General features: G+C 34.9%; 19 protein-coding genes. All 19 read right to left on the reverse strand.

The features are described from left to right. Positions 1 to 90 precede the first annotated feature (90 nt). Positions 91 to 1,005, reverse strand: coding sequence for a helix-turn-helix domain-containing protein (locus tag BN1058_RS09390; RefSeq protein WP_090856454.1), 915 nt, complete (start codon positions 1,003 to 1,005; stop codon positions 91 to 93). 230 nt (positions 1,006 to 1,235) lie between these two features. Further along, a complete protein-coding gene (locus BN1058_RS09395) occupies positions 1,236 to 1,496 on the reverse strand; it encodes a DUF3243 domain-containing protein (RefSeq protein WP_090856457.1) in 261 nt (86 codons plus the stop codon). A 74-nt stretch (positions 1,497 to 1,570) separates the two neighbouring features. Then, positions 1,571 to 2,287: an elongation factor P 5-aminopentanone reductase gene (locus BN1058_RS09400; protein ID WP_090856460.1), complete on the reverse strand. Its 717-nt coding sequence runs from the start codon at positions 2,285 to 2,287 to the stop codon at positions 1,571 to 1,573. Further along, complete coding sequence (locus BN1058_RS09405; RefSeq protein ID WP_090856462.1) at positions 2,287 to 3,579, reverse strand: EF-P 5-aminopentanol modification-associated protein YfmH; 1,293 nt, start codon at positions 3,577 to 3,579, stop codon at positions 2,287 to 2,289. Before BN1058_RS09405 ends, BN1058_RS09400 begins: the two co-directional genes overlap by 1 nt. Further along, a complete protein-coding gene (locus BN1058_RS09410; RefSeq protein ID WP_090856466.1) occupies positions 3,572 to 4,858 on the reverse strand; it encodes an EF-P 5-aminopentanol modification-associated protein YfmF in 1,287 nt (428 codons plus the stop codon). The genes BN1058_RS09405 and BN1058_RS09410 overlap by 8 nt, the downstream gene beginning before the upstream one ends. 127 nt (positions 4,859 to 4,985) lie before the next feature. Then, positions 4,986 to 5,945, reverse strand: coding sequence for an ABC transporter permease (locus BN1058_RS09415; protein WP_090856469.1), 960 nt, complete (start codon positions 5,943 to 5,945; stop codon positions 4,986 to 4,988). Continuing rightward, entirely contained in the window at positions 5,946 to 6,992 is a 1,047-nt protein-coding gene (locus BN1058_RS09420; RefSeq protein WP_090856472.1) for an ABC transporter permease, read from the reverse strand. Next, positions 6,992 to 8,521: an ABC transporter ATP-binding protein gene (locus BN1058_RS09425; RefSeq protein WP_090856475.1), complete on the reverse strand. Its 1,530-nt coding sequence runs from the start codon at positions 8,519 to 8,521 to the stop codon at positions 6,992 to 6,994. The genes BN1058_RS09420 and BN1058_RS09425 overlap by 1 nt, the downstream gene beginning before the upstream one ends. 162 nt (positions 8,522 to 8,683) lie before the next feature. Beyond that, positions 8,684 to 9,793, reverse strand: coding sequence for a BMP family lipoprotein (locus BN1058_RS09430; RefSeq protein ID WP_090856478.1), 1,110 nt, complete (start codon positions 9,791 to 9,793; stop codon positions 8,684 to 8,686). A 99-nt stretch (positions 9,794 to 9,892) separates the two neighbouring features. Further along, complete coding sequence (locus BN1058_RS09435) at positions 9,893 to 10,618, reverse strand: GntR family transcriptional regulator (protein WP_090856481.1); 726 nt, start codon at positions 10,616 to 10,618, stop codon at positions 9,893 to 9,895. 320 nt (positions 10,619 to 10,938) lie between these two features. Then, complete coding sequence (locus tag BN1058_RS09440; RefSeq protein ID WP_090856483.1) at positions 10,939 to 13,239, reverse strand: FtsK/SpoIIIE family DNA translocase; 2,301 nt, start codon at positions 13,237 to 13,239, stop codon at positions 10,939 to 10,941. A 224-nt stretch (positions 13,240 to 13,463) separates the two neighbouring features. After that, positions 13,464 to 13,673: a YlzJ-like family protein gene (locus tag BN1058_RS09445; protein WP_090856486.1), complete on the reverse strand. Its 210-nt coding sequence runs from the start codon at positions 13,671 to 13,673 to the stop codon at positions 13,464 to 13,466. Then, the gene (locus BN1058_RS09450; RefSeq protein WP_090856490.1) at positions 13,670 to 14,383 is read right to left on the reverse strand and encodes a ClpP family protease; all 714 of its coding nucleotides are present in this window, start codon (positions 14,381 to 14,383) and stop codon (positions 13,670 to 13,672) included. The genes BN1058_RS09445 and BN1058_RS09450 overlap by 4 nt, the downstream gene beginning before the upstream one ends. Positions 14,384 to 14,498: 115 nt before the next feature. After that, the gene (gene dapA / locus BN1058_RS09455) at positions 14,499 to 15,371 is read right to left on the reverse strand and encodes a 4-hydroxy-tetrahydrodipicolinate synthase (RefSeq protein WP_176694491.1); all 873 of its coding nucleotides are present in this window, start codon (positions 15,369 to 15,371) and stop codon (positions 14,499 to 14,501) included. A gap of 37 nt (positions 15,372 to 15,408) precedes the next feature. Further along, entirely contained in the window at positions 15,409 to 16,644 is a 1,236-nt protein-coding gene (gene dapG / locus BN1058_RS09460) for an aspartate kinase (RefSeq protein WP_090856493.1), read from the reverse strand. 15 nt (positions 16,645 to 16,659) lie between these two features. Then, positions 16,660 to 17,706 (reverse strand): aspartate-semialdehyde dehydrogenase, encoded by a 1,047-nt coding sequence (gene asd / locus BN1058_RS09465; protein WP_090856496.1) that lies wholly within the window; start codon positions 17,704 to 17,706, stop codon positions 16,660 to 16,662. Positions 17,707 to 17,812: 106 nt separating this feature from the next. Beyond that, positions 17,813 to 18,397, reverse strand: coding sequence for a dipicolinate synthase subunit B (locus tag BN1058_RS09470; protein ID WP_090856499.1), 585 nt, complete (start codon positions 18,395 to 18,397; stop codon positions 17,813 to 17,815). Positions 18,398 to 18,415: 18 nt separating this feature from the next. Next, entirely contained in the window at positions 18,416 to 19,297 is an 882-nt protein-coding gene (gene dpaA / locus BN1058_RS09475) for a dipicolinic acid synthetase subunit A (RefSeq protein ID WP_090856502.1), read from the reverse strand. 254 nt (positions 19,298 to 19,551) lie between these two features. Continuing rightward, positions 19,552 to 19,797, reverse strand: a complete 246-nt coding sequence (locus BN1058_RS09480; protein ID WP_090856505.1) for a YlmC/YmxH family sporulation protein — start codon at positions 19,795 to 19,797, stop codon at positions 19,552 to 19,554. Positions 19,798 to 19,835 lie beyond the last annotated feature (38 nt).

Genomic DNA, 19,835 nt, shown 5'->3' on the forward strand with positions numbered 1-19,835 from the left:
TCAATTGCGATATAATAGCTAAAAACTCATTAATGCCAAATAAATGATAAACCCTTCTCACCGTATGATGAAAAGGGTATATTTCATACTCTATTCTATATCCTGATTCATATTAATCCAAACACGTTGAACAGCTGTTGGACTACTAATATCATCAGGTAATTTTAACGGTACGCCATTCAGTTCAATCGAGATCGTAGTTGGTTCACCAAACTTCAGGAATATTTGTTCATTATCAGAAATATCTAATTGCATTGGTGAGTCGTTTTGTTGAAAATTCCCATAATAAAGATTTTCACCATTGCTATCTTCAACTTCTAACCAATTCCTACCCTCTGTTTCGAATTCTAATGTTATCTGATCTTTTTTATAAGTAAATTCATAAGTAGATTGATCATTTTCAAATTCTACTAACTCTAATGTGGGTTCTTGATCTGCTTCATTTTCTGATTTTTCTTCAGTAGGTGCTTCATTATTATCATCTTTATCTGTGGAATTTGTATCATCTTCGTTCCTATCATCTTCTGATTCTGGTGGCAATGTTACTTCATCTCCTCCATTTTGCTCAGAAGAAGGTGGTTCAGTATTTTCTTTATCATCATTAGAAAAGAAATCACTACTGATTAGGTAAATAATAAAGGCAACACCGACAATTAATATCCCTGTAATAATGGTAGGTAATAAAGAAAAAATTGGAGATCTTTTTTGTGACAAATTACTAGTCTTTTTGCTACGTTGCACTCGTGTATACTCTATAGTTGGATCTTCTTCCATAGATGGCAACTCATGACTATATTCCTCTAATAATTCACTTGCATTTAATCCTAAGGCTATTGCATATTCTTTAATAAAAGCTCGAGTATAAAAAGTTCCTGGTAGTAGAGAAAACTCACCTTTTTCAATCGCTTTTAAATATCTTGATTGTATCTTAGTCATTTTTTCAATATCTTCAATGGAGAGGTTTTTTGCTTCTCTCGCTTCTTTTAATCTCATACCAATTTCCATGTTAACACCATCCAATTAAATAATAACAGGTATATATAGCTTTTCACACTACTTTTATCATAAATGATTTTATCTATTTATGAAAGAGATAAAAAAGACGTTAATTCTTTGTCTTTCCATTCTATTGTATATGATATTTCAAAATATGGATAGTATTTGAAAGAAGGAAATTCAAAAATAAATAAATTAGTAAATATAAAAAGCCTTGCTCTAAAGCAAGGACTTTTGTATTAGCGATCTGTACCTTCATTTTGAACTAATTTTACCATCATATTAGCAATTGCGTGTTGCTCTTTTTCATCGCCAACATTCCATAATTCTTTAATCACAGCTTCTTTCTGGTTTTTAGCATCCACGTTATTTGATAAATAATTACCTATATCATAAGCTAGATCTGATATTGCATTTTGACTTATTCCTTGGGCTTGCGCTTGATGTAATCGATCCCCAAGAAAATCCTTCCAAGATTCAAAATTATCTAAAACTGACATGTCTACTTTCCCTCCTTCATTATCTTGTATAGTTAGCTTGTGAAGAAGGAGAGAAAATATACATATCCCTTTATTTACCAAGCGCCATCTATCTTTATTATTTCACCATTAATATAGCTAGCGGAATCCTTAACTAAAAATGCTGCAAGATCTGCTACTTCCTTTGTTGTTCCCATTCGATTAGCCGGTATTTCATTTGTTAGCATGCATTCTTCTTGTTTCGTTAAGTGTGCATTCATTTTTGTACGTATTAACCCAGGACTTATACCATTGATTCGTATATTGTTAATTGCTACTTCTTTCGCTAAAGCTTTAACAAAACTATTTTGTGCACCTTTAACAGAAGAATAAATCACTTCTGAACTTGCACCAATTTCTCCCCATATGGATGAGATAACAATAAAATTGCCATATTGATTACGAATCATTGAAGGAAGAAAAGCTTTTGTTATCCTCCATAAAGCTTTTACATGAACATAAAACAGTTCATCCATCGATTCATTTGTTGTCTCTTGAAGCAAACAGTTTAATGATTGTCCATTAGCAAAAACAACATGAGTAGGTTGAAAAGAAACAGATTGAATAAACTGACTTATTCCTTTTTCCGTACGTAAATCCCCTTGTACACTTTCCATAATTACTTCATCTGGCAACGCTTTGAACAGGTCATTAATGATTTGCTCATTCTTGTAATAATGCAAGGATAAAGTAAACCCTTCATTTGCTAACTGAACTGCAATTGCCTTGCCAATATCACCACTTGCACCAATAATTAAACAGTGCTTATGCATTATTTTTCTTCCGTGGTTGGCATAATTTGAAACACCGTGACATTTTCATCATTGATCCAACTTTGTAAGTAGTCATTTGCATCTTCTATCGTGATCTCATCAAGTATAGGTAACAAGTTAAAATAATCAAACCCTAATGTTTTATAGTGAATAAATTGTTGCGCAATGGTTTCTAAGCTATTCATACTTCGTAATAGCTCACCTGTTTTTTTCCGCTTCATACGTTCAAATTCTGAAGGTGTTAAGGATGTATTCTTCCATCTTAGTAGCTGTTCCTTGATTGTATCTGCTAATTGATCTGGTTTTGTTGTATTTCCACCTAAGACAGAAAAAGCAAAGTTCTTTTCTCGATTGGATTCAAAGGAAAAGTTATCATCAATTAAATCTTTTTCATATAGTTCATGATAAAAAACGCCACTTTTTGAGTAAAAGTGATCTAAAAGCATGTCTGCTAGCAAGTCTTGCTGCATAAAATTAGCTTCTACTGTTTGTAAATTCTCTTTAATACCTACCATACATTTAGGAACAGACACAGGCATTTCTAGCACTGTTTTTTGTTTAGCAACAGTCGGTAGTTCATTTGAAAATGATCGATCAATTGTATTTAATGTCTTAAACGTTTTTTTCTGTTGATTGGCTTCGATCAACTGCATCATATTTTCCGGTTCAAAATTACCAGTTATAAATAAAATCATATTTGAGGGATGATAAAATGTTTCATAACAAGTATATAGATCTTCTTTTGTAATCGCTTGGATCGAATCGACTGTTCCAGCGATATCTATTTGTACTGGATGGTTATGATACATATTACCAATTGTACCAAAGAAAGCACGCCAATCGGCTTGGTCATCATACATACGAATTTCCTGAGCAATGATTCCCTTTTCTTTTTCTACAGATTGATCAGAAAAATATGGCTCTTGCACAAAATCAAGTAATGTCTCTACATTGTTTTCTATTTCTTCAGTAGCTGAAAAAAGATATGCTGTTTTTGTAAATGAGGTAAAAGCATTTGCTGATGCACCTCGTTTTGTGAAATCTTGAAACACGTCACGGTCTTCTTTTTCAAAAAGTTTGTGCTCTAAAAAATGTGCAATTCCATCTGGAACGGTAATATAATCTTTTTGATTTATTGGAACAAAAGTCTGATCAATAGATCCGTAATCAGTAGCAAATATCGCAAATGTTTTAGACATCTCTGGCTTTGGTAACAAGTACACTTGTAAACCATTAGCTAAATCATTTGCATATAACGTTTCTTTTAATTGCTCATAATATTGTTTATTCATCATTCTTTCCTCCCTGAGCTGTTAAGAAATAAACGGTATCTAACTGCAATTTACTTGCCACTTCCATCAGATCCGATTTTGCTACATGATTAATTTGAGTCAAAACTTCTGTTGGGGTACGATCGGCATTTGCTAACACCTGATGGTAAAGTATTTCGATAAGACCATTTGGATGGTCAATCGTTTCTTTCCATTGATTTTTCACTTGTTTCTTTGATTCTTCTACGTCCTCTTCAGAAAACTCCCCTTTTTTCATTGCTTCCATCTGTTCTAAAATAATTTGTTTTGCTTGTTTATAATCATTAGGAGCGATTCCACTGAAAACAAGCAACAGTCCTTTATGACTTTCAAATCTGGATGCAGCATAATACGCTAAACTATTCTTCTCTCTTACGTTAATAAATAATTTAGAGCTTGGAAAACCACCAAACACACCATTGAAAACCTGAAGTGCTGGGTAAAGTGAATCCCCATAAGTAATGTCTGTCCGATACCCAAGGTGCAGTTTTGCTTGTTGAATGTTTTGTTGTTCTTCTATTTCTTTTGTAGTTTCAACATTATATGTTTCCTTACTATTTTCAATCGATTGTGTATGTCTGTCATGATTAAAATATGAGGAAATGGTGTCTTCTACATTTATTGATGAAAAATCACCTAAAACATAAATATCCATTTGATCTTTGCTTAGTAATTCTTGATAGTATTGATATAATGTTTGTGCATTAATACTTTCTAAATCATCTTCATAGCCATGAACATGCAAACGATACGCTTCTTCTGCACACATTTCGTCAATTAAACGCATATTGGCATAGCTCATCTTATTATCAATAATGGAATGAATCTTTTGTTTTAATGTTTGTTTTTCCCTAGTTACTATATTCTCATCAAAAGCTCCATTACTGGCTTTTGGCGAATAAATTACTTCATGTAGAAGCTTAACTGCTTCATGAAAAATATTCGTATCTGTAGTTAAATATCCTTGATTTGCAATTTCCATTCGAAGTGTCAATATGTGATTGTTTCCTTTTTTTGCACCATCCATATTTAATTCAGATCCATAAAGATTATCTAATGCTTGACGAAACTTATTCTGTGTCGGATAAGAAGTAGTTCCTTGTTGCAAAACAAAAGGTAATAATGCCCGTTTTGTTATATTTTCTTTGGTGAGTGGTGCTCGAAATTTCAAAACAATATGAATCGTCTTGAATTTTTTTGTATTAATTACATGTAACTGATAGCCATTTTGTTTACTTATTTTCTCATTCGAAATGGTCAAATTAATGCCTCCTTGTACTTCATATTAATTCTACTTCTCTTTATTATTACTATGCCCTTAGAACTTATTCTATCGAAAAAAGAGCCCGGTAACAATTACCAGACTCAAATGAATGAATTCAATATGTTTAACGAGTTCCTTTAATGTATGGTTGACCATTAGCCTTAGGAGCTTCTGCTCGTCCAATAAATCCTGCTAATGCAAAGATTGTGAGTACATATGGAGCAATCGTTAAATAAACTTTTGGTACATCGGCCAAGAATGGAATATTTGTACTAATAATACTCAAACTTTGCGCAAACCCAAAGAATAGTGCAGCACCTAAAGCACCTAATGGATGCCATTTACCAAAGATTACAGCTGCCAAGGACATAAAACCTTGGCCAACAATTGTTGAAGACGAGAAGTTAAGTGCTATGGTTAGTGCAAATACAGAGCCACCTAAACCACCAAACGCTCCTGATAACATTACCGCAATATAACGCATTCTATATACATTAATCCCGTTTGTATCTGCTGCCATTGGATGCTCCCCTACAGATCGAAGTTGCAAACCAAAAGCCGTTTTATATAATACAAACCAGGCAACAAAAGCTAAAGCAATTGCTAGAAATGAAGTATAATATGCTCCCGTGAAAAACATATCCCCAATAATTGGTATATCAGATAAATACGGGATATTCTGAGAGTAAAATGGTTCAGTTACCATATCTGTTTGTCCCTTACCATACCATTGTTTTGTTAGGAATACTCCTAGACCTAAAGCAAGAAAGTTAATGGCAACACCACTTACTACTTGATCAGCTCGAAAAGAAACCGAAGCAACTGCATGCAGTAATGAAAAAATAGAAGAAACAATAGCCGCAACAATAATGGATAACCATGGTGTAGCTGCACCAAATACATCAGCGAACGTTAAGTTAAACACGATACCGACAAAAGCACCCATTACCATTAAACCTTCTAAACCAATATTTACAACACCAGATCGCTCACTAAACACGCCTCCTAATGCCGTAAAAATAAGTGGAGCAGAGTAAAATAATGCAATTGGAATGATGGATTGTAATATATCAATAAATGCCATTTATTTCTCCTCCTTTCTCATACGCAACAAGAACCAGCGAATGATGTAACTAGAAGCAACAAAAAAGATAATTAACGCAATTACAATTTCAACTAATTCAGATGGCACGCCAGCAGATGTAGGCATATTTAATGCACCAATCTTTAGTATACCAAATAAAAATGCTGCGATTACGGTACCAAAGGCCGTATTACCACCTAATAGTGCAACCGCAATCCCATCAAAACCTAAGTTAGTGAACGCTGAATGGGATGGCATGTAACCAAATGTACCTAATCCCTCCATCGCTCCTGCTAAACCAGCAAAAGCACCTGAAATAACCATTGATAAGATAATATTTTTCTTCACATTCATCCCTGCATATTTAGATGCATGCGGATTGAATCCAACTGCTTTAAATTCATAACCAGAGCTTGTTTTTTCCAGAATAAACCACATAATAATTGCTGCTATGATCGCGACAATAATTCCGTAGTGCATTCTAGAGTAATCAGTTAATTCCATTAACCAATTAGATGCTAGTGAGGCTGTGTCTCCAATTCGGTCGGAAGAGTCACCACCATCACTTATAACGTTTCGTATCAAGTAATTAGAGACATGCAAGGCGATATAATTCATCATAATGGTTATAATTACTTCGTGCACACCTTTTGTCGCTTTTAACAAACCCGGTAAAAATCCCCATAATGCTCCAGCAAAGGCAGCCGCTAGTATGGATAATGGCAGATGAATTACCATAGGTGCTTCAATACTTGAGCCAACCCAAACAGCCGCAACCCAACCAACGATAACCTGTCCCTCTGCTCCAATATTGAATAATCCACTCCTAAAAGCAAAGGCAACCGCTAATCCAGTTAAAATGTATGGGGTAACTTGACGTATTGTTTCACCAAAGAAATAACTATTACCAAAGGCTCCATCCCATAATGCTTGATATCCTTCAATAGGATTGTATCCAAAAGCAAACATGATAATTGCACCAGCAAACAACCCAAGCAATACGGAAATGATTGGTACGAATATATTAAATAATCGATTAGAAAACATTACTGGTCACCTACCTTTTGCTTCTTACTTCCTGCCATTAACAATCCTAGTTCTTGTTCATTTGTTTCATCTGGTTTCACATTAGCAACAATGTTACCATCAAACATTACTGCAATTCGATCACTAACATTTAAAATTTCATCTAATTCAAAGGATAAAAGTAATACAGCTTTCCCATTATCTCTTTCTTCAATTAACTTACTATGAATAAATTCAATTGCTCCAACATCTAATCCTCGAGTTGGCTGTGCAGCAATTAATAAATCTGGTGAGCGATCGACTTCTCGAGCGATAATTGCTTTCTGTTGATTCCCACCTGATAATGCTTTTGCTTGCGTATAAGGACTCGGTGTACGCACATCATATTCTTCAATTAATCGATTAGCGTAATTGTAAATTTCTTTAAAAGATAAAATACCCATATTTGAGAAAGGCTTTTGATAATAAGTTTGAAGAACCATATTTTCCCCAATAGCATAATCTAATACAAGTCCAAATTTATGTCGGTCTTGTGGAATATGAGCAACGCCAGACTCCGTTATTTTTCGTGGTGATAAATTAGTAAGATCTTTTCCATTCAGAGAAATTTTACCACTTTCAGCTTTACGAAGACCTGTTAATGCTTCAATTAATTCTGTTTGACCATTCCCATCAATACCAGCAATCCCAACGATCTCACCAGCTCTAACCGATAGGTCTAAACCTTTAACCATCATAGCATTTCGTATATCTTTGACTTGTAAATTTTTTATTTTCAATATTTCTTCTGTAGGTTGGGCTGGTGCTTTTTCTGTTGTGAAACTTATTTCTCTTCCAACCATTAAGGAGGCCAATTCGTTTGGATTTGATTCCTGCACATTAACCGTACCTATTCCTTCGCCTTTTCTAATAACCGTACAGCGATCACACACTTCCATAATCTCTTTTAACTTGTGTGTAATTAAGATGATTGAAATACCTTCTTTAATGAGTGATTTCAATATTTTCATTAATTCCTTAATTTCTTGAGGGGTTAAAACTGCTGTAGGTTCATCTAGAATTAGAACGTCTGCGCCTCGATAAAGTGTTTTCAAAATTTCTACACGTTGTTGCATTCCTACGGATATATCTCGAATTTTGGCCTTTGGATCAACATCCAATCCATATTTTTTTGATAATTCAACAATTTCCTTTTCTGCACGTTTTGTATCAATAACTACACCATTTTTCGGTTCACTACCTAAGATAATATTTTGCGTTACAGTAAAGGTATCAACAAGCATAAAATGTTGGTGGACCATTCCAATTCCTAGATCATTAGCAACATTAGGATCAGTAATTTTAACTGCATTGCCTTTGACGCGAATCTCACCTTGCTCTGGTTGATAAAGACCAAATAGAACATTCATTAGTGTAGATTTGCCTGCGCCGTTTTCGCCTAAGAGAGCGTGAATCTCTCCTTGCTTCACTTGAAGGTTTATATTATTGTTAGCAACGATACCAGGAAATTCTTTACGTATTCGAAGCATTTCAATTACATAATTCTCCATGAATCTTCACTCCTTATACGGAAAATATATGATAAAAATCACCAAATGAAAAGGGGAGAGTAATTTCTTTTCATTTGAAGACTTCACAGATTTGTAGAGATAAAAAAGGCTAGAAAATCTCTAGCCTCTGATAGTTTAAAGCAGTTTAAGATTTGTTATCAATTATAGTTCACCAAGATATGTTTCTAATTCTTCATCTGTTGAAGGAACAGATACATCACCATCAAGAATTTTTTGCTTCCAGTCCTCAACTGCTGATTTAATATCATCAGTATAAGCTTCTTCGTTAGTATCAGCTACACTGATACCTTCCTCTTGAATACCAAATGTAAGAACTTCTCCACCAGGGAATTCTCCGTTTAGTGCTTGATTTGAAACAGATTGTACAGCAGTGTCAACACGTTTCACCATAGAAGTAAGTGTTACATTTGTATCATTAATTGCACCTTCATCATATTGGTCACGATCCACACCGATTACCCAAACATTCGCGTCTGGGTCACCATTCTTAATGTCTTTCGCTTGTGCGAATACACCGTTACCTGTAGCACCAGAAGAGTGATAAATAACATCTATACCAGAATTATACATATTTGCTGCAATTGCTTTTCCTTTGTCTGGAGCTGCAAACGATTCAGCATAGTCTACTTCTACTGTAATTTCAGGATCAACAGAAGCTACGCCAGCTACAAAACCAGTTTCAAATTTTTTAATTAAATCACTTTCTTCCCCACCAATAAAACCAACTTTTCCTGTTTCCGTTTTTAATGCTGCTGCTACACCTACTAAGAAAGAACCTTGATGCTCAGCGAATGTAATACTAGCTACATTATCACCTTCTACAACTGAATCAATGATAGCAAAGTTAGTTTCAGGATTTTGATCAGCAACTGTCTTTAAAGCATCAGCTAATTTATAGCCTACACCAAAAATTAAGTTAAAATCCGATCTAACCAAACGATTTAAGTTAGGTAAAAAGTCAGCGTCTTGATCAGATTGTGCATAGTCATAACCTGTATCTTCTTCTAATCCATGTTCCTTACCAAATGCTTGTATACCTTCCCAAGAAGATTGGTTAAATGACTTATCATCTACACCACCTACATCAGTTACCATACCAACTTTAAATTCTGTTGTTTCTTCAGATCCATTATTATCTGAACCATCCGTGTTATCAGCGTTCTCATTATCATTTGAAGTTCCACAAGCGCCTAAGATCAACACAGCAGTTAAAAGCAAGCTAAATAATAAAAATAAACGATTTTTTTTCATTTCTATACCCCCAATTATATTGTTCAAAGTTAAAGTTAAGGAAAATATTAGTTAGTACCTGATGCTGACCTGACATCACCTCCTCAAAATAAGCTACATTCATATTCTCTTCCGAACTACATAGAATCGAAACACATCTGGTCTAAAATAATTTTCCGACAAAAGAATTGGTTCGTCTGTTTCGGTATAATGAATTTGCTTTAATAGTAATAATGCTTGGTCTGGCTGACATTTTAATATTGGTGAAATTTTCGAATCATAACTGATTGGTTCAATGAATGCAACAGCATAAGCAATTTTCTTTTTGCTACAATCCTCTAGTAATTGAAAGATGGAATGTTTGCTATGTAATTGATCCATTGGCATCAGTTGCTTATCAACTTTATCGATACAATAAACAACAGGGTCACCATCAGCAGTTCGTACGCGTTCTATTTTCGCTAGATTTCGGAGATTGTCGTCGTGAAAGTAATGCAGATCGCTTTTACTCGGTTCAACAATTTCCGCAGAAACATACTGTGTACCTGCAGTTTTACCAGCATGGTTAATCATTTGTGTGACGCTAGCCAATTGTTCTATCCCTGATGAAAAAATTGGTTGTGGATTAACAAAAATCCCTACTCCAGCTCGATTCGTAACGATTTCTTCCTTGACTAACTGTTGTAGCACATTTTTTATTAGCTGTCTTGAAACTTGATATCTTTCAGATAATGCAAGTACTGACGGTAATTTTTTATTTTCTTGAAATAAGCCGCTGTCTATATCTTGTTTTAATGCCAACAATATTTTCTCAAAATCAGCATTCCACATGTTTGCCATTGACATTCATAAACCTCCAGTATTTACACCTTATTAATATAGCCAATCAATAATATAACATTATTAATTCGATAAATAAATACTAAAAGAGACATATAACATGTGAAAACGGTGATATTTGTCACATCAACAATGATAACGCTTTAAATTTGGTAGGACGTCCAACGTCTACACTTATCTGTAAGCGTTAACATGATTCTGTATTTCTATTTTAAAGGTTGGACGTCTAATAAGTCAATATATTTATATTCTTTTTCACTTATTGAATAAAAAACTCTCCCTATAACTGTACTGTAACGTATAAAGGGAGAGTTTTTTTAGTTAAATTAACTTGTTTTTTGTTCAGGGTATTCCGATACTAAGACAGACCTAGGCTTTGACCCTTCATAAGGACCGACTATGCCTCGTTCTTCCATGGCATCAATTAACCTTGCTGCTCTTGTGTATCCTATACGAAATCTCCTCTGAAGCATGGACACACTGGCGCTTTGCATTTCAATTATTAGTTGTACTGCTTCATCAAACAATACATCTTCTACTTCTTTTTGAACGTCAGATTCTTCTTCTGGAATCATTTCTTCTTGATATTGTGCTTTTTGTTGTTCGATACAGTGATCGACAATATGTTCTACTTCTGCATCAGAAAGAAATGCGCCTTGAATACGCGTTGGCTTCGACGAACCTACAGGAGTAAATAACATATCACCTCGACCTAATAATTTCTCTGCCCCACCAGCATCCAATATCGTACGAGAATCGGTTTGAGAAGAAACACTAAATGCAATTCTAGAAGGTATGTTAGCTTTAATTACGCCGGTAATAACATCAACAGAAGGACGTTGGGTAGCAATAATTAAATGAATTCCAGCTGCTCTTGCCATTTGTGCAAGTCTAGTAATCGCGTCTTCCACTTCACTAGAAGCTACCATCATTAAATCTGCAAGCTCGTCTACTAAAACAACAATATAGGGTAACAGCGGTTGTTGCTCTTCAGAAGGTGCGGTATTATTGTATCGTTTAATATATTCATTATATCCTTCTATATTTCTATTACCGGTATCAGAAAACAACTCGTACCTTCTTTCCATTTCTGCCACTACTTTTTTTAATGCCCGTGATGCTTTCTTAGGATCAGTAACAACAGGAGTTAATAAGTGTGGTACACCATTGTATATATTCAATTCTACTTTTTTAGGATCTATCATCATCATCTTTACTTCATGTGGTTTAGCCCGCATTAAAATGCTAGTAATAATTCCATTGATACATACACTCTTCCCACTACCTGTAGCACCAGCAACAAGTAGGTGTGGCATTTTATTTAGTTCAGCAACTACCGCGTCTCCTGAAATATCTCTTCCTAAAACAAAAGATAATATCGAAGCATTACTTGCCTGATTTGTTTCTAATACTTCACGTAATGATACCGTAGCTATTTCTTTATTTGGAACTTCAATACCTACAGCTGATTTACCTGGAATTGGTGCTTCTATTCTAATATCTTTTGCAGCTAAAGCAAGTGCTAAGTCATCATGTAGATTAACAATCTTTGAAACTTTTACGCCAGCTTCAGGGTAAACCTCATATTTTGTTACTGCTGGACCAACATGTACACGAGTAACCCTTGCTTTAACACCAAAACTCTGAAATGTTCGTTCTAACTTTCTCACAGTGGCTTGAATTTCACCTTTAGCTTGTTGATGATGTTGACTTTTGGGTTCATCTAACAAATCAAGGGAAGGAAGTTGATAATCAATATTTTCCATTTCCGTTAAAGGAAGTGCTTGTATTGCCTCTGATTCTTCTGCTTCATTATTTGATTCTTTTTTATCTTCTGATGTTTTATCTTTCTCTGAATCTATTGATTGATGTGCTATATCTGTAAATTCTTGAATAACTGGTTCTGTTGTTAATACTTCTGTAACATTTGTGTTCTCTTCAGGTACATCTTCAAATGGACCATCAATTTCTATTTCTTCTTCTGTATTAACTTGCTCTATCTGCTCTGCCTTTTTCATTTTTCTATTTTTAGCAAAAGCTTTCATCCGTGACTTTATACCATCTAATTTTTTTTCTAAAAAAGCTCCAATGGAGAAGTCAGTGATAAAAACAATACCAATTAAAAACGAAAAGAATGCAACAATTTTTGCTCCGTCTGGAGAGAAAAGCACGTATGTAAATGCGAATAGGATACCCCCTAACAAGCCTCCCCCCAAATCAGAGGCAACCATATTACCATTGACAAATGCCATATAATTAGACCATGTTAATTGTAAAACAGATGCATTTTGAGTTGCAGCTAATTCAAACTTTCCTATATGCGTTACTAATAATAAAGCTAGAAAAACGATCATTGTACCTATTAATCTACGATTCAAAAGAGTTGGCAACCTCCGTTTAATTACCAAAAATAAACCGATCCCTAATAATGCCAAGGAAGCGATAATATACCAAATTCCAAACAATAATCTAAATAAAAGCTCTAGCCAATTCGGAATAGCTCCTTCACTTATTGCACTAGCACCACTACCTAAAATGGCAAGGAAAATAAATAAAATACCTAATAATTCATACTTTAATTGTTGTTGTAATTTTTTTTGACTTTTCTTCTTTTTCCGCTTTGCCATTTCTCTCACCTCAAATTGTACTAAAATGATAATAGAAACCCTCGCCTGGTAGACAAGGGTTTATCGATTTTTGCTAGATAGAAACGATAAAGTTTACAACTGTCTTGCTCCAAGTTTTTTCACATTAAACTTTCTAGTTAGACATTTCTATTATAGCATAAGTAATTTTTTCTGTTGTAAATTTTTTAATAATTTACTATCATTTATGGAAATCAAGAAATCATTTAATTTTTGATTACTTCTCCCGGTTGAAGTGATTCTTCTAGGAAGTCTTGCGGATTTGTTGATAGTAATTGAATAATACGATAGTTACCATTTTCTAAGCAATCAACCAACATGGATCTGCCCTCTACTTCAATCAATTTTTGCTTGTCATACTGTTCTTGATTCGTTGCAAACACATCATTATAGTCTAGGGGAGTATACAGTATCATTGTATCATTCCCTTATTTTCTTTATACATTTCAATTTGTTCATTCAAACGTACCATGGCTTCTTTTACTCCACCAACCGCATCGATTAACCCATATTTTACTGCATCTTTACCAACAACATTTGTACCAATATCTCGAGTCAAATTACCTTTTTCAAACATAAGTGATTTAAATTTTTCCTCACTTACTTTGGAATGGCTTGTTACAAACTGAATAACACGCTCTTGCATCTTATCTAAATATTCAAATGTCTGTGGCACACCTATTACCAAACCAGTAAGCCGAATTGGGTGAATGGTCATTGTTGCAGATGGAACAATGTAGGAATGATCTGCTGCGACTGCAATCGGAACACCGATAGAATGTCCACCACCTAGAACTACTGATACTGTCGGTTTAGACAATGAGGCAATCATTTCAGATAAAGCTAATCCGGCTTCTACATCTCCTCCTACCGTATTGAGCAAAATAATTAGTCCTTCAATTTTCGGATTTTGTTCTATTGCTATTAATTGGGGCAGAAGGTGCTCATATTTAGTCGTTTTATTTTGAGGTGGTAATTGTACATGACCTTCTACCTGCCCGATAATCGATAGTACATGGATATTAGAATCTGGTGCAGTTGGAACCGTACTTTGACCTAGTTGTTGTATTTTCTCAACTAATGATGATTTTTGTTCTTCCTCTTGTGATTTATCTGTTTTTGACATTATCTCAGCTCCTTTTTTTGAAATCTCTTATTAGTATGGACATTAAGTAGAAGTTCATACGAAGAGTAACAAACAAACAGACTCTCACCTACAAAGGCGAGAGTCTGTTAAAAAGCTAATCTATATCATTCATCAATTCTTTAATAAGTTGTTCTTCTATTTCCGACAATGGAACCAGTGGTAAGCGAACTGCTCCTGTTTCTATGCCCTGTAAACGTAATGCAAATTTAACGGGAGCTGGAGACGGTGCAACAAATAAACCACGCATAATCGGAAGTATCTTACGGTGAATGTTGGCTGCTTCCTGTACTTCTCCCTTGTCAAAACATTCTAACATCTGCTTCATTTCTGTTCCAATAACATGGGAAGAGACAGATACAACCCCATTTGCTCCAATGGATTTTAAAGGTAAAGTTAAACTGTCGTCACCACTATAAACAGTAAAGTTTTCATCTGTCTGCTCAATAATCTGTGAGATTGCATCTAAATTCCCACTAGACTCTTTTATGGAAACAATATTATCAATTTTTGATAAAGATACAATGGTTTCCACAGACAGATGAACCATTGTTCTACCAGGTATATTATATAACATGACTGGTAAATTAGTTGATTCAGCTACTGATCTAAAATGTTCATATAAACCAGCTTGATTAGGTTTATTATAGTATGGTGTTACTAATAAAATCCCATCAACACCTGCTTTTTCTGCTTTCTTAGTTAAATCAATTGTTTCTTGGGTATTATTAGATCCTGTCCCTGCAATGATAGGAATTCTTCCATTAACCGTTTTAACTGTAAATTCAAACAAGTCTATTTTTTCTTGCTTTGATAACGTTGGAGATTCTCCTGTAGTACCTGCCACAATTAATCCTTCTGTTTTATGTTGGATTAAATGTTCAACTAATTTTTCCACTTGTTGATTATCCACACCATTTGATTCATCAAATGGTGTGACCATTGCTGTTAATAAGCTTCCAAAATTCACGATAGTCACCTACTCCTTTCATACCTAGTGATCACTTTTAGACGCCAGCTATTTCACTATATTTATCTAACTCAAATGTTTTGTGTAATGCATTAATAGCTGGGACAAGATCATCATGGTGAATAAGGACCCAAATCGTCGTATGACTATCCGCAGACTGTAAGATTTGTATGCCTGCTGTTGTTAAAGTTTGCACGATTTTTGCTGTTACACCAGGTACGCCTGTCATACCAGCCCCAACTAAAGAAACTTTCGCACAATGATGGATCATTTCAGGTTGATAATGCAACTGATTTAACAATTGTTTTGCCTTTTCTGCAAAGACTTGTGGAATCGTATATACTACACCATTAGGTGAGATATTGATAAAATCAACTGAAATTCCTGCCTCGGCCATTGCTTTAAATACATTTGAATGTAATTGATCCACATTTTCTGTTGTATCTACTTTAATTTGTGTAATATCTGACATATGAGCAATTCCAGTAATTAAGCGATCCGTAATATCCTTTCCCTTGATTTCATCTAGGGAAGAAGTAACTAATGTACCAATATCGTTAGATACGGTAGAGCGCACACGCATTGGAATTTTGGCTTGCATGGCAATTTCTACAGCTCTTGGGTGAATGACTTTTGCACCCTGATATGCAAGGTTGCAAATCTCATTATACGTTACTACATCTAATGTTTTAGCATCCTCCACTACTCTCGGATCCGCTGTCATTATACCAGCAACATCTGTGAAAATATCGATATATGCAGCATTAAGTGCCGCACCTAACGCAGCAGCGGAGGTATCACTTCCTCCTCTACCTAAAGTAGTAATCTCCCCTGTTTCAGAGATACCTTGAAAACCAGCAACAACAATTACTTGATGATTATTTAGCTCATGTGTAATACGATCAACTTTTAATTCCTTTATCTTTGCAGAAGTGAATTCCTCTGTTGTTAAGAATCCTGCTTGTGCACCAGTTAAAGCAATAGAAGAAATATCATTCTGCTTCAATTCATTTGAGAATACCACAGATGAAATGACTTCACCACAAGACAACAAAAGATCTTGTTCACGACTAGAAATATGGGTGTCAGGAAAATCAACTAAACCTAATAAAGAATCAGTTGCATAAGGTTCAGGATTTCTTCCCATTGCCGAAACAACAACAACAACTTTATATCCCTGTTCAACGGACCCTTTAATACGGTTGATTGCTTTTTGTCTAACTTGTTTATTTTGAACGGATGTTCCGCCAAACTTTTGTATTAATACTTCCATGTTGCCACCTCGACATTACAACCAGTTATTTTTGATTAATGATTCAGCAATTTGAACTGAATTCCAGGCTGCACCTTTTAATAAATTATCTGAAACAACCCATAAATGGAATCCTTTAGGTTGATCTAAATCTTTGCGTACTCGCCCAACAAATACGTCTGATTTTCCAGCAGCATCTAACGGTGTTGGATAAATCTGGTTTGAAGGGTCATCCTCTAAGACTATACCAGGTGCTTCAGATAGCGCTTTCTGGATTGCTTCTACATTAACGTTCTCATCTTCTACTTCAACATATACACTTTCAGCATGTGATGTAAAGAATGGTAGTCTAACGCACGTTGCAGCAACTGGCAATACATCGTCATGTAAAATTTTCTTTGTTTCATTTATCATTTTCATTTCTTCAAACGTATAACCATTATCTTGGAATACATCAATTTGAGGTAATGCATTAAAAGCAATTGGATAATGCTTCTTTTCACCTTTAACTGGTAAGATGTTAGCTTCAAGATCTTCGCCATTTAAAAATGCTTGAGACTGGTCTGATAATTCTTCTACTGCTTGGTTTCCAGCACCAGAAACTGCTTGATAAGTAGATACCAAAACTCGTTTCAAACCAAAAGCATCTTTTATTGGTTTTAATGCTGCTACCATTTGGATCGTTGAACAGTTTGGATTAGCAATAATGCCATTATGTTTCTGAATATCTGCTTCATTCACTTCTGGCACGATAAGTGGTACATCTTTATTCATACGAAATGCACTCGTATTATCTACCACAACAGCACCATGTTTAACTGCTTCATGTGCAAGTGCTTTTGAAACAGAACCACCAGCAGAAAATAACGCAATATCTACTCCTTCAAAGCTTTCTGGTTTTGCTTCTTCAACCGTATATACCTGATCGTTAAATTTTATATTTGTTCCAGCTGATCGCTTCGATGACAAAAGAGTTAATTTCCCTATTGGAAATTGTTTTTGTTCTAATGTTTCTAGCATTTTTTGACCTACTGCACCTGTTGCACCGAGTACAGCAACATGATATCCCGTAACTTCAGACATAAAAAAATCCCCTCTCCAATACAATGAATTACTTTTGAATTTAATTGTAATCATTATTTTAACATAGAATAGGGGAAAAAAGTAATTCAACAACTGAATCTTATATTTATACTCTATTAATTAAAACCGGTTGTAATTGATTAAACGTTAACGCTTGATCTATTGTTTCTGGAATCATTGTCATGTCAGCTACTAAAGAATTTGGCTTTTTGACAGGGTCATCTTGACCAAATGGTACAAAATAAATAAGCTTTGTTGCCATTAAACGCATAAGATTAACGCCATTTAGCCCTAATGCATCATTTGTCGAAACTGCCAACACGACTGGACTACCATTTCGCATGGTCGCTTTCGTTGCCATTAACACCGGTGAATCAGATATGGCATTAGCGAGCCTGCTCATTGAATTACCTGTTAATGGAGCAATAACCATACAATCAAGCGGTTCCACTGGTCCTAATGGTTCAGCATCTACGATAGTTCGAATTGGATCTCTACCTGTTATCTCTTTTATTTTATCAAGTAAATCTTCCGCTTTACCGAATCTTGTATCTGTATTCTGCACCGTATCTGATACTACAGGTACAATTTCGGCACCAAGATTAATTAATTGTTCAATTTGAGGTAATACCGCTGCATACGTGCAATGTGAGCCTGTTATACCAAAACCAATTTTTTTCCCTTTCAACACAAATAATTCTCCCTTTCTTTAATTTTTCTGTGTGAATATAAGTTGGCTTATGATATTCGCGAGTATTTCTCCTGCTGTTTTAGGTGCTACCACTCCTGGAAGTCCTAATGCATGAATTACTTTCATTCCTCTCTGCTTGGCATAATCAAAATCAACCCCACCTGGTTTTGAAGCCAAATCAATAATTAATGCATTTAGCTTTAATGGATTTAATACAGGTGCTGTCACTACTTTTACTGGTATAGTGTTAATAAGAATATCACACTGCCCAGTATATGCAGCTAAGTCATCCATGTGAAAATAGCCCATTCCCATCTCATTTATCCTCGCCATATCGGCAGTTTTTCTCGCGCCGACAATGACCTTTGCACCTAAAGCTTTAAATTTATTTGCTACACTCATACCTACTCTACCAAAACCTAATACTAAAACAGTAGATTGGTGGATGGTAAAATTAGTGTTTTGGATTGCAAGCATGATTGCACCTTCAGCAGTTGGTATTGAATTATATATTGCAACATCATCTCTATTCATCAAAGGAATTAAGTTAAGATTGTTTTTCGTTTTTACTGCTTCTAAATAAGGTGTTGTTATACCAGTAAATACAACACAGTGTTCCGGGAGCCTTGAAAACCAGCTCTCAGACAGGTGAATCTTGTCATTTGAAAAGACAGCATCTATCACACCATTTTCATCTATCCCAGGTATAGGTAAAATGACCACATCTAGTTTCTCAACTTCTAACGAAAAAAAGTCTGTTTGTTTCACACCAGTAAATCCCTGATTTAATTGCTCAAATCCAACTAATTCCATTGTCAGTTGTTTATTTTCTGATAATTTTTTTATCATATCAAGATATCTAGCGTCGCCACCCAATATTGCAATATGAAATTGATCCATATGTCCACCTCTTCTTTTATAAAAATAACACATTTTTCGTTATATCATATGAGTCAGATCCCTCAAAGTGAAGGTACAGGTACCTAGTGCAGCATTGCACTATCTTTTAATTATTTAAGCTTCCCTCCATTCCTTTGTTTGTTATCGTGATTAACAGCCTAGATCACTGTATGAAAAAAGCTGTTTAAAAGAAAGAATCTTTTAAACAGCTTTTTAACGTAATCAAAAGATAAACGTCATCATTTATAAAGTAACTATTTCGAAATAGGTGTTTGTCGTATCATGATCATATCTTCACCGATTTTTTCTATATCAGACCATTTAATGCGTAAATTCACATCTTCTTTTTTCATACCAAACCAACTATAGTTAGGGATAATAAATGCAACGATTTCCCCTGTTTTTTCATCCAGCTCTATATCTGTTTGTCCAAGCACTCCTAGCCTTGTACCAGTTTGAATGTCAACAATTTCTTTACTACTTAAGTCACGATATCGCATGCAGAATCCTCCCTTTCCTATCATTAGCGTATGATAAA

It is taken from the genome of Paraliobacillus sp. PM-2 (assembly GCF_001368815.1).
Classification (GTDB): Bacteria; Bacillota; Bacilli; order Bacillales; family Amphibacillaceae; genus Paraliobacillus.

Excerpts from the sequence above, each read along its gene's own strand:
- BN1058_RS09390 (WP_090856454.1), bottom strand. The coding sequence starts at position 1,005 with ATGGAAATTGGTATGAGATTAAAAGAAGCGAGAGAAGCAAAAAACCTC.
- BN1058_RS09395 (WP_090856457.1), bottom strand. The coding sequence starts at position 1,496 with ATGTCAGTTTTAGATAATTTTGAATCTTGGAAGGATTTTCTTGGGGAT.
- BN1058_RS09400 (WP_090856460.1), bottom strand. The coding sequence starts at position 2,287 with ATGCATAAGCACTGTTTAATTATTGGTGCAAGTGGTGATATTGGCAAG.
- BN1058_RS09405 (WP_090856462.1), bottom strand. The coding sequence starts at position 3,579 with ATGAATAAACAATATTATGAGCAATTAAAAGAAACGTTATATGCAAAT.
- BN1058_RS09415 (WP_090856469.1), bottom strand. The coding sequence starts at position 5,945 with ATGGCATTTATTGATATATTACAATCCATCATTCCAATTGCATTATTT.
- BN1058_RS09420 (WP_090856472.1), bottom strand. The coding sequence starts at position 6,992 with ATGTTTTCTAATCGATTATTTAATATATTCGTACCAATCATTTCCGTA.
- BN1058_RS09425 (WP_090856475.1), bottom strand. The coding sequence starts at position 8,521 with ATGGAGAATTATGTAATTGAAATGCTTCGAATACGTAAAGAATTTCCT.
- BN1058_RS09430 (WP_090856478.1), bottom strand. The coding sequence starts at position 9,793 with ATGAAAAAAAATCGTTTATTTTTATTATTTAGCTTGCTTTTAACTGCT.
- BN1058_RS09435 (WP_090856481.1), bottom strand. The coding sequence starts at position 10,618 with ATGTCAATGGCAAACATGTGGAATGCTGATTTTGAGAAAATATTGTTG.
- BN1058_RS09440 (WP_090856483.1), bottom strand. The coding sequence starts at position 13,239 with ATGGCAAAGCGGAAAAAGAAGAAAAGTCAAAAAAAATTACAACAACAA.
- BN1058_RS09445 (WP_090856486.1), bottom strand. The coding sequence starts at position 13,673 with ATGATACTGTATACTCCCCTAGACTATAATGATGTGTTTGCAACGAAT.
- BN1058_RS09450 (WP_090856490.1), bottom strand. The coding sequence starts at position 14,383 with ATGTCAAAAACAGATAAATCACAAGAGGAAGAACAAAAATCATCATTA.
- dapG (WP_090856493.1), bottom strand. The coding sequence starts at position 16,644 with ATGGAAGTATTAATACAAAAGTTTGGCGGAACATCCGTTCAAAATAAA.
- asd (WP_090856496.1), bottom strand. The coding sequence starts at position 17,706 with ATGTCTGAAGTTACGGGATATCATGTTGCTGTACTCGGTGCAACAGGT.
- dpaA (WP_090856502.1), bottom strand. The coding sequence starts at position 19,297 with ATGGATCAATTTCATATTGCAATATTGGGTGGCGACGCTAGATATCTT.
- BN1058_RS09480 (WP_090856505.1), bottom strand. The coding sequence starts at position 19,797 with ATGCGATATCGTGACTTAAGTAGTAAAGAAATTGTTGACATTCAAACT.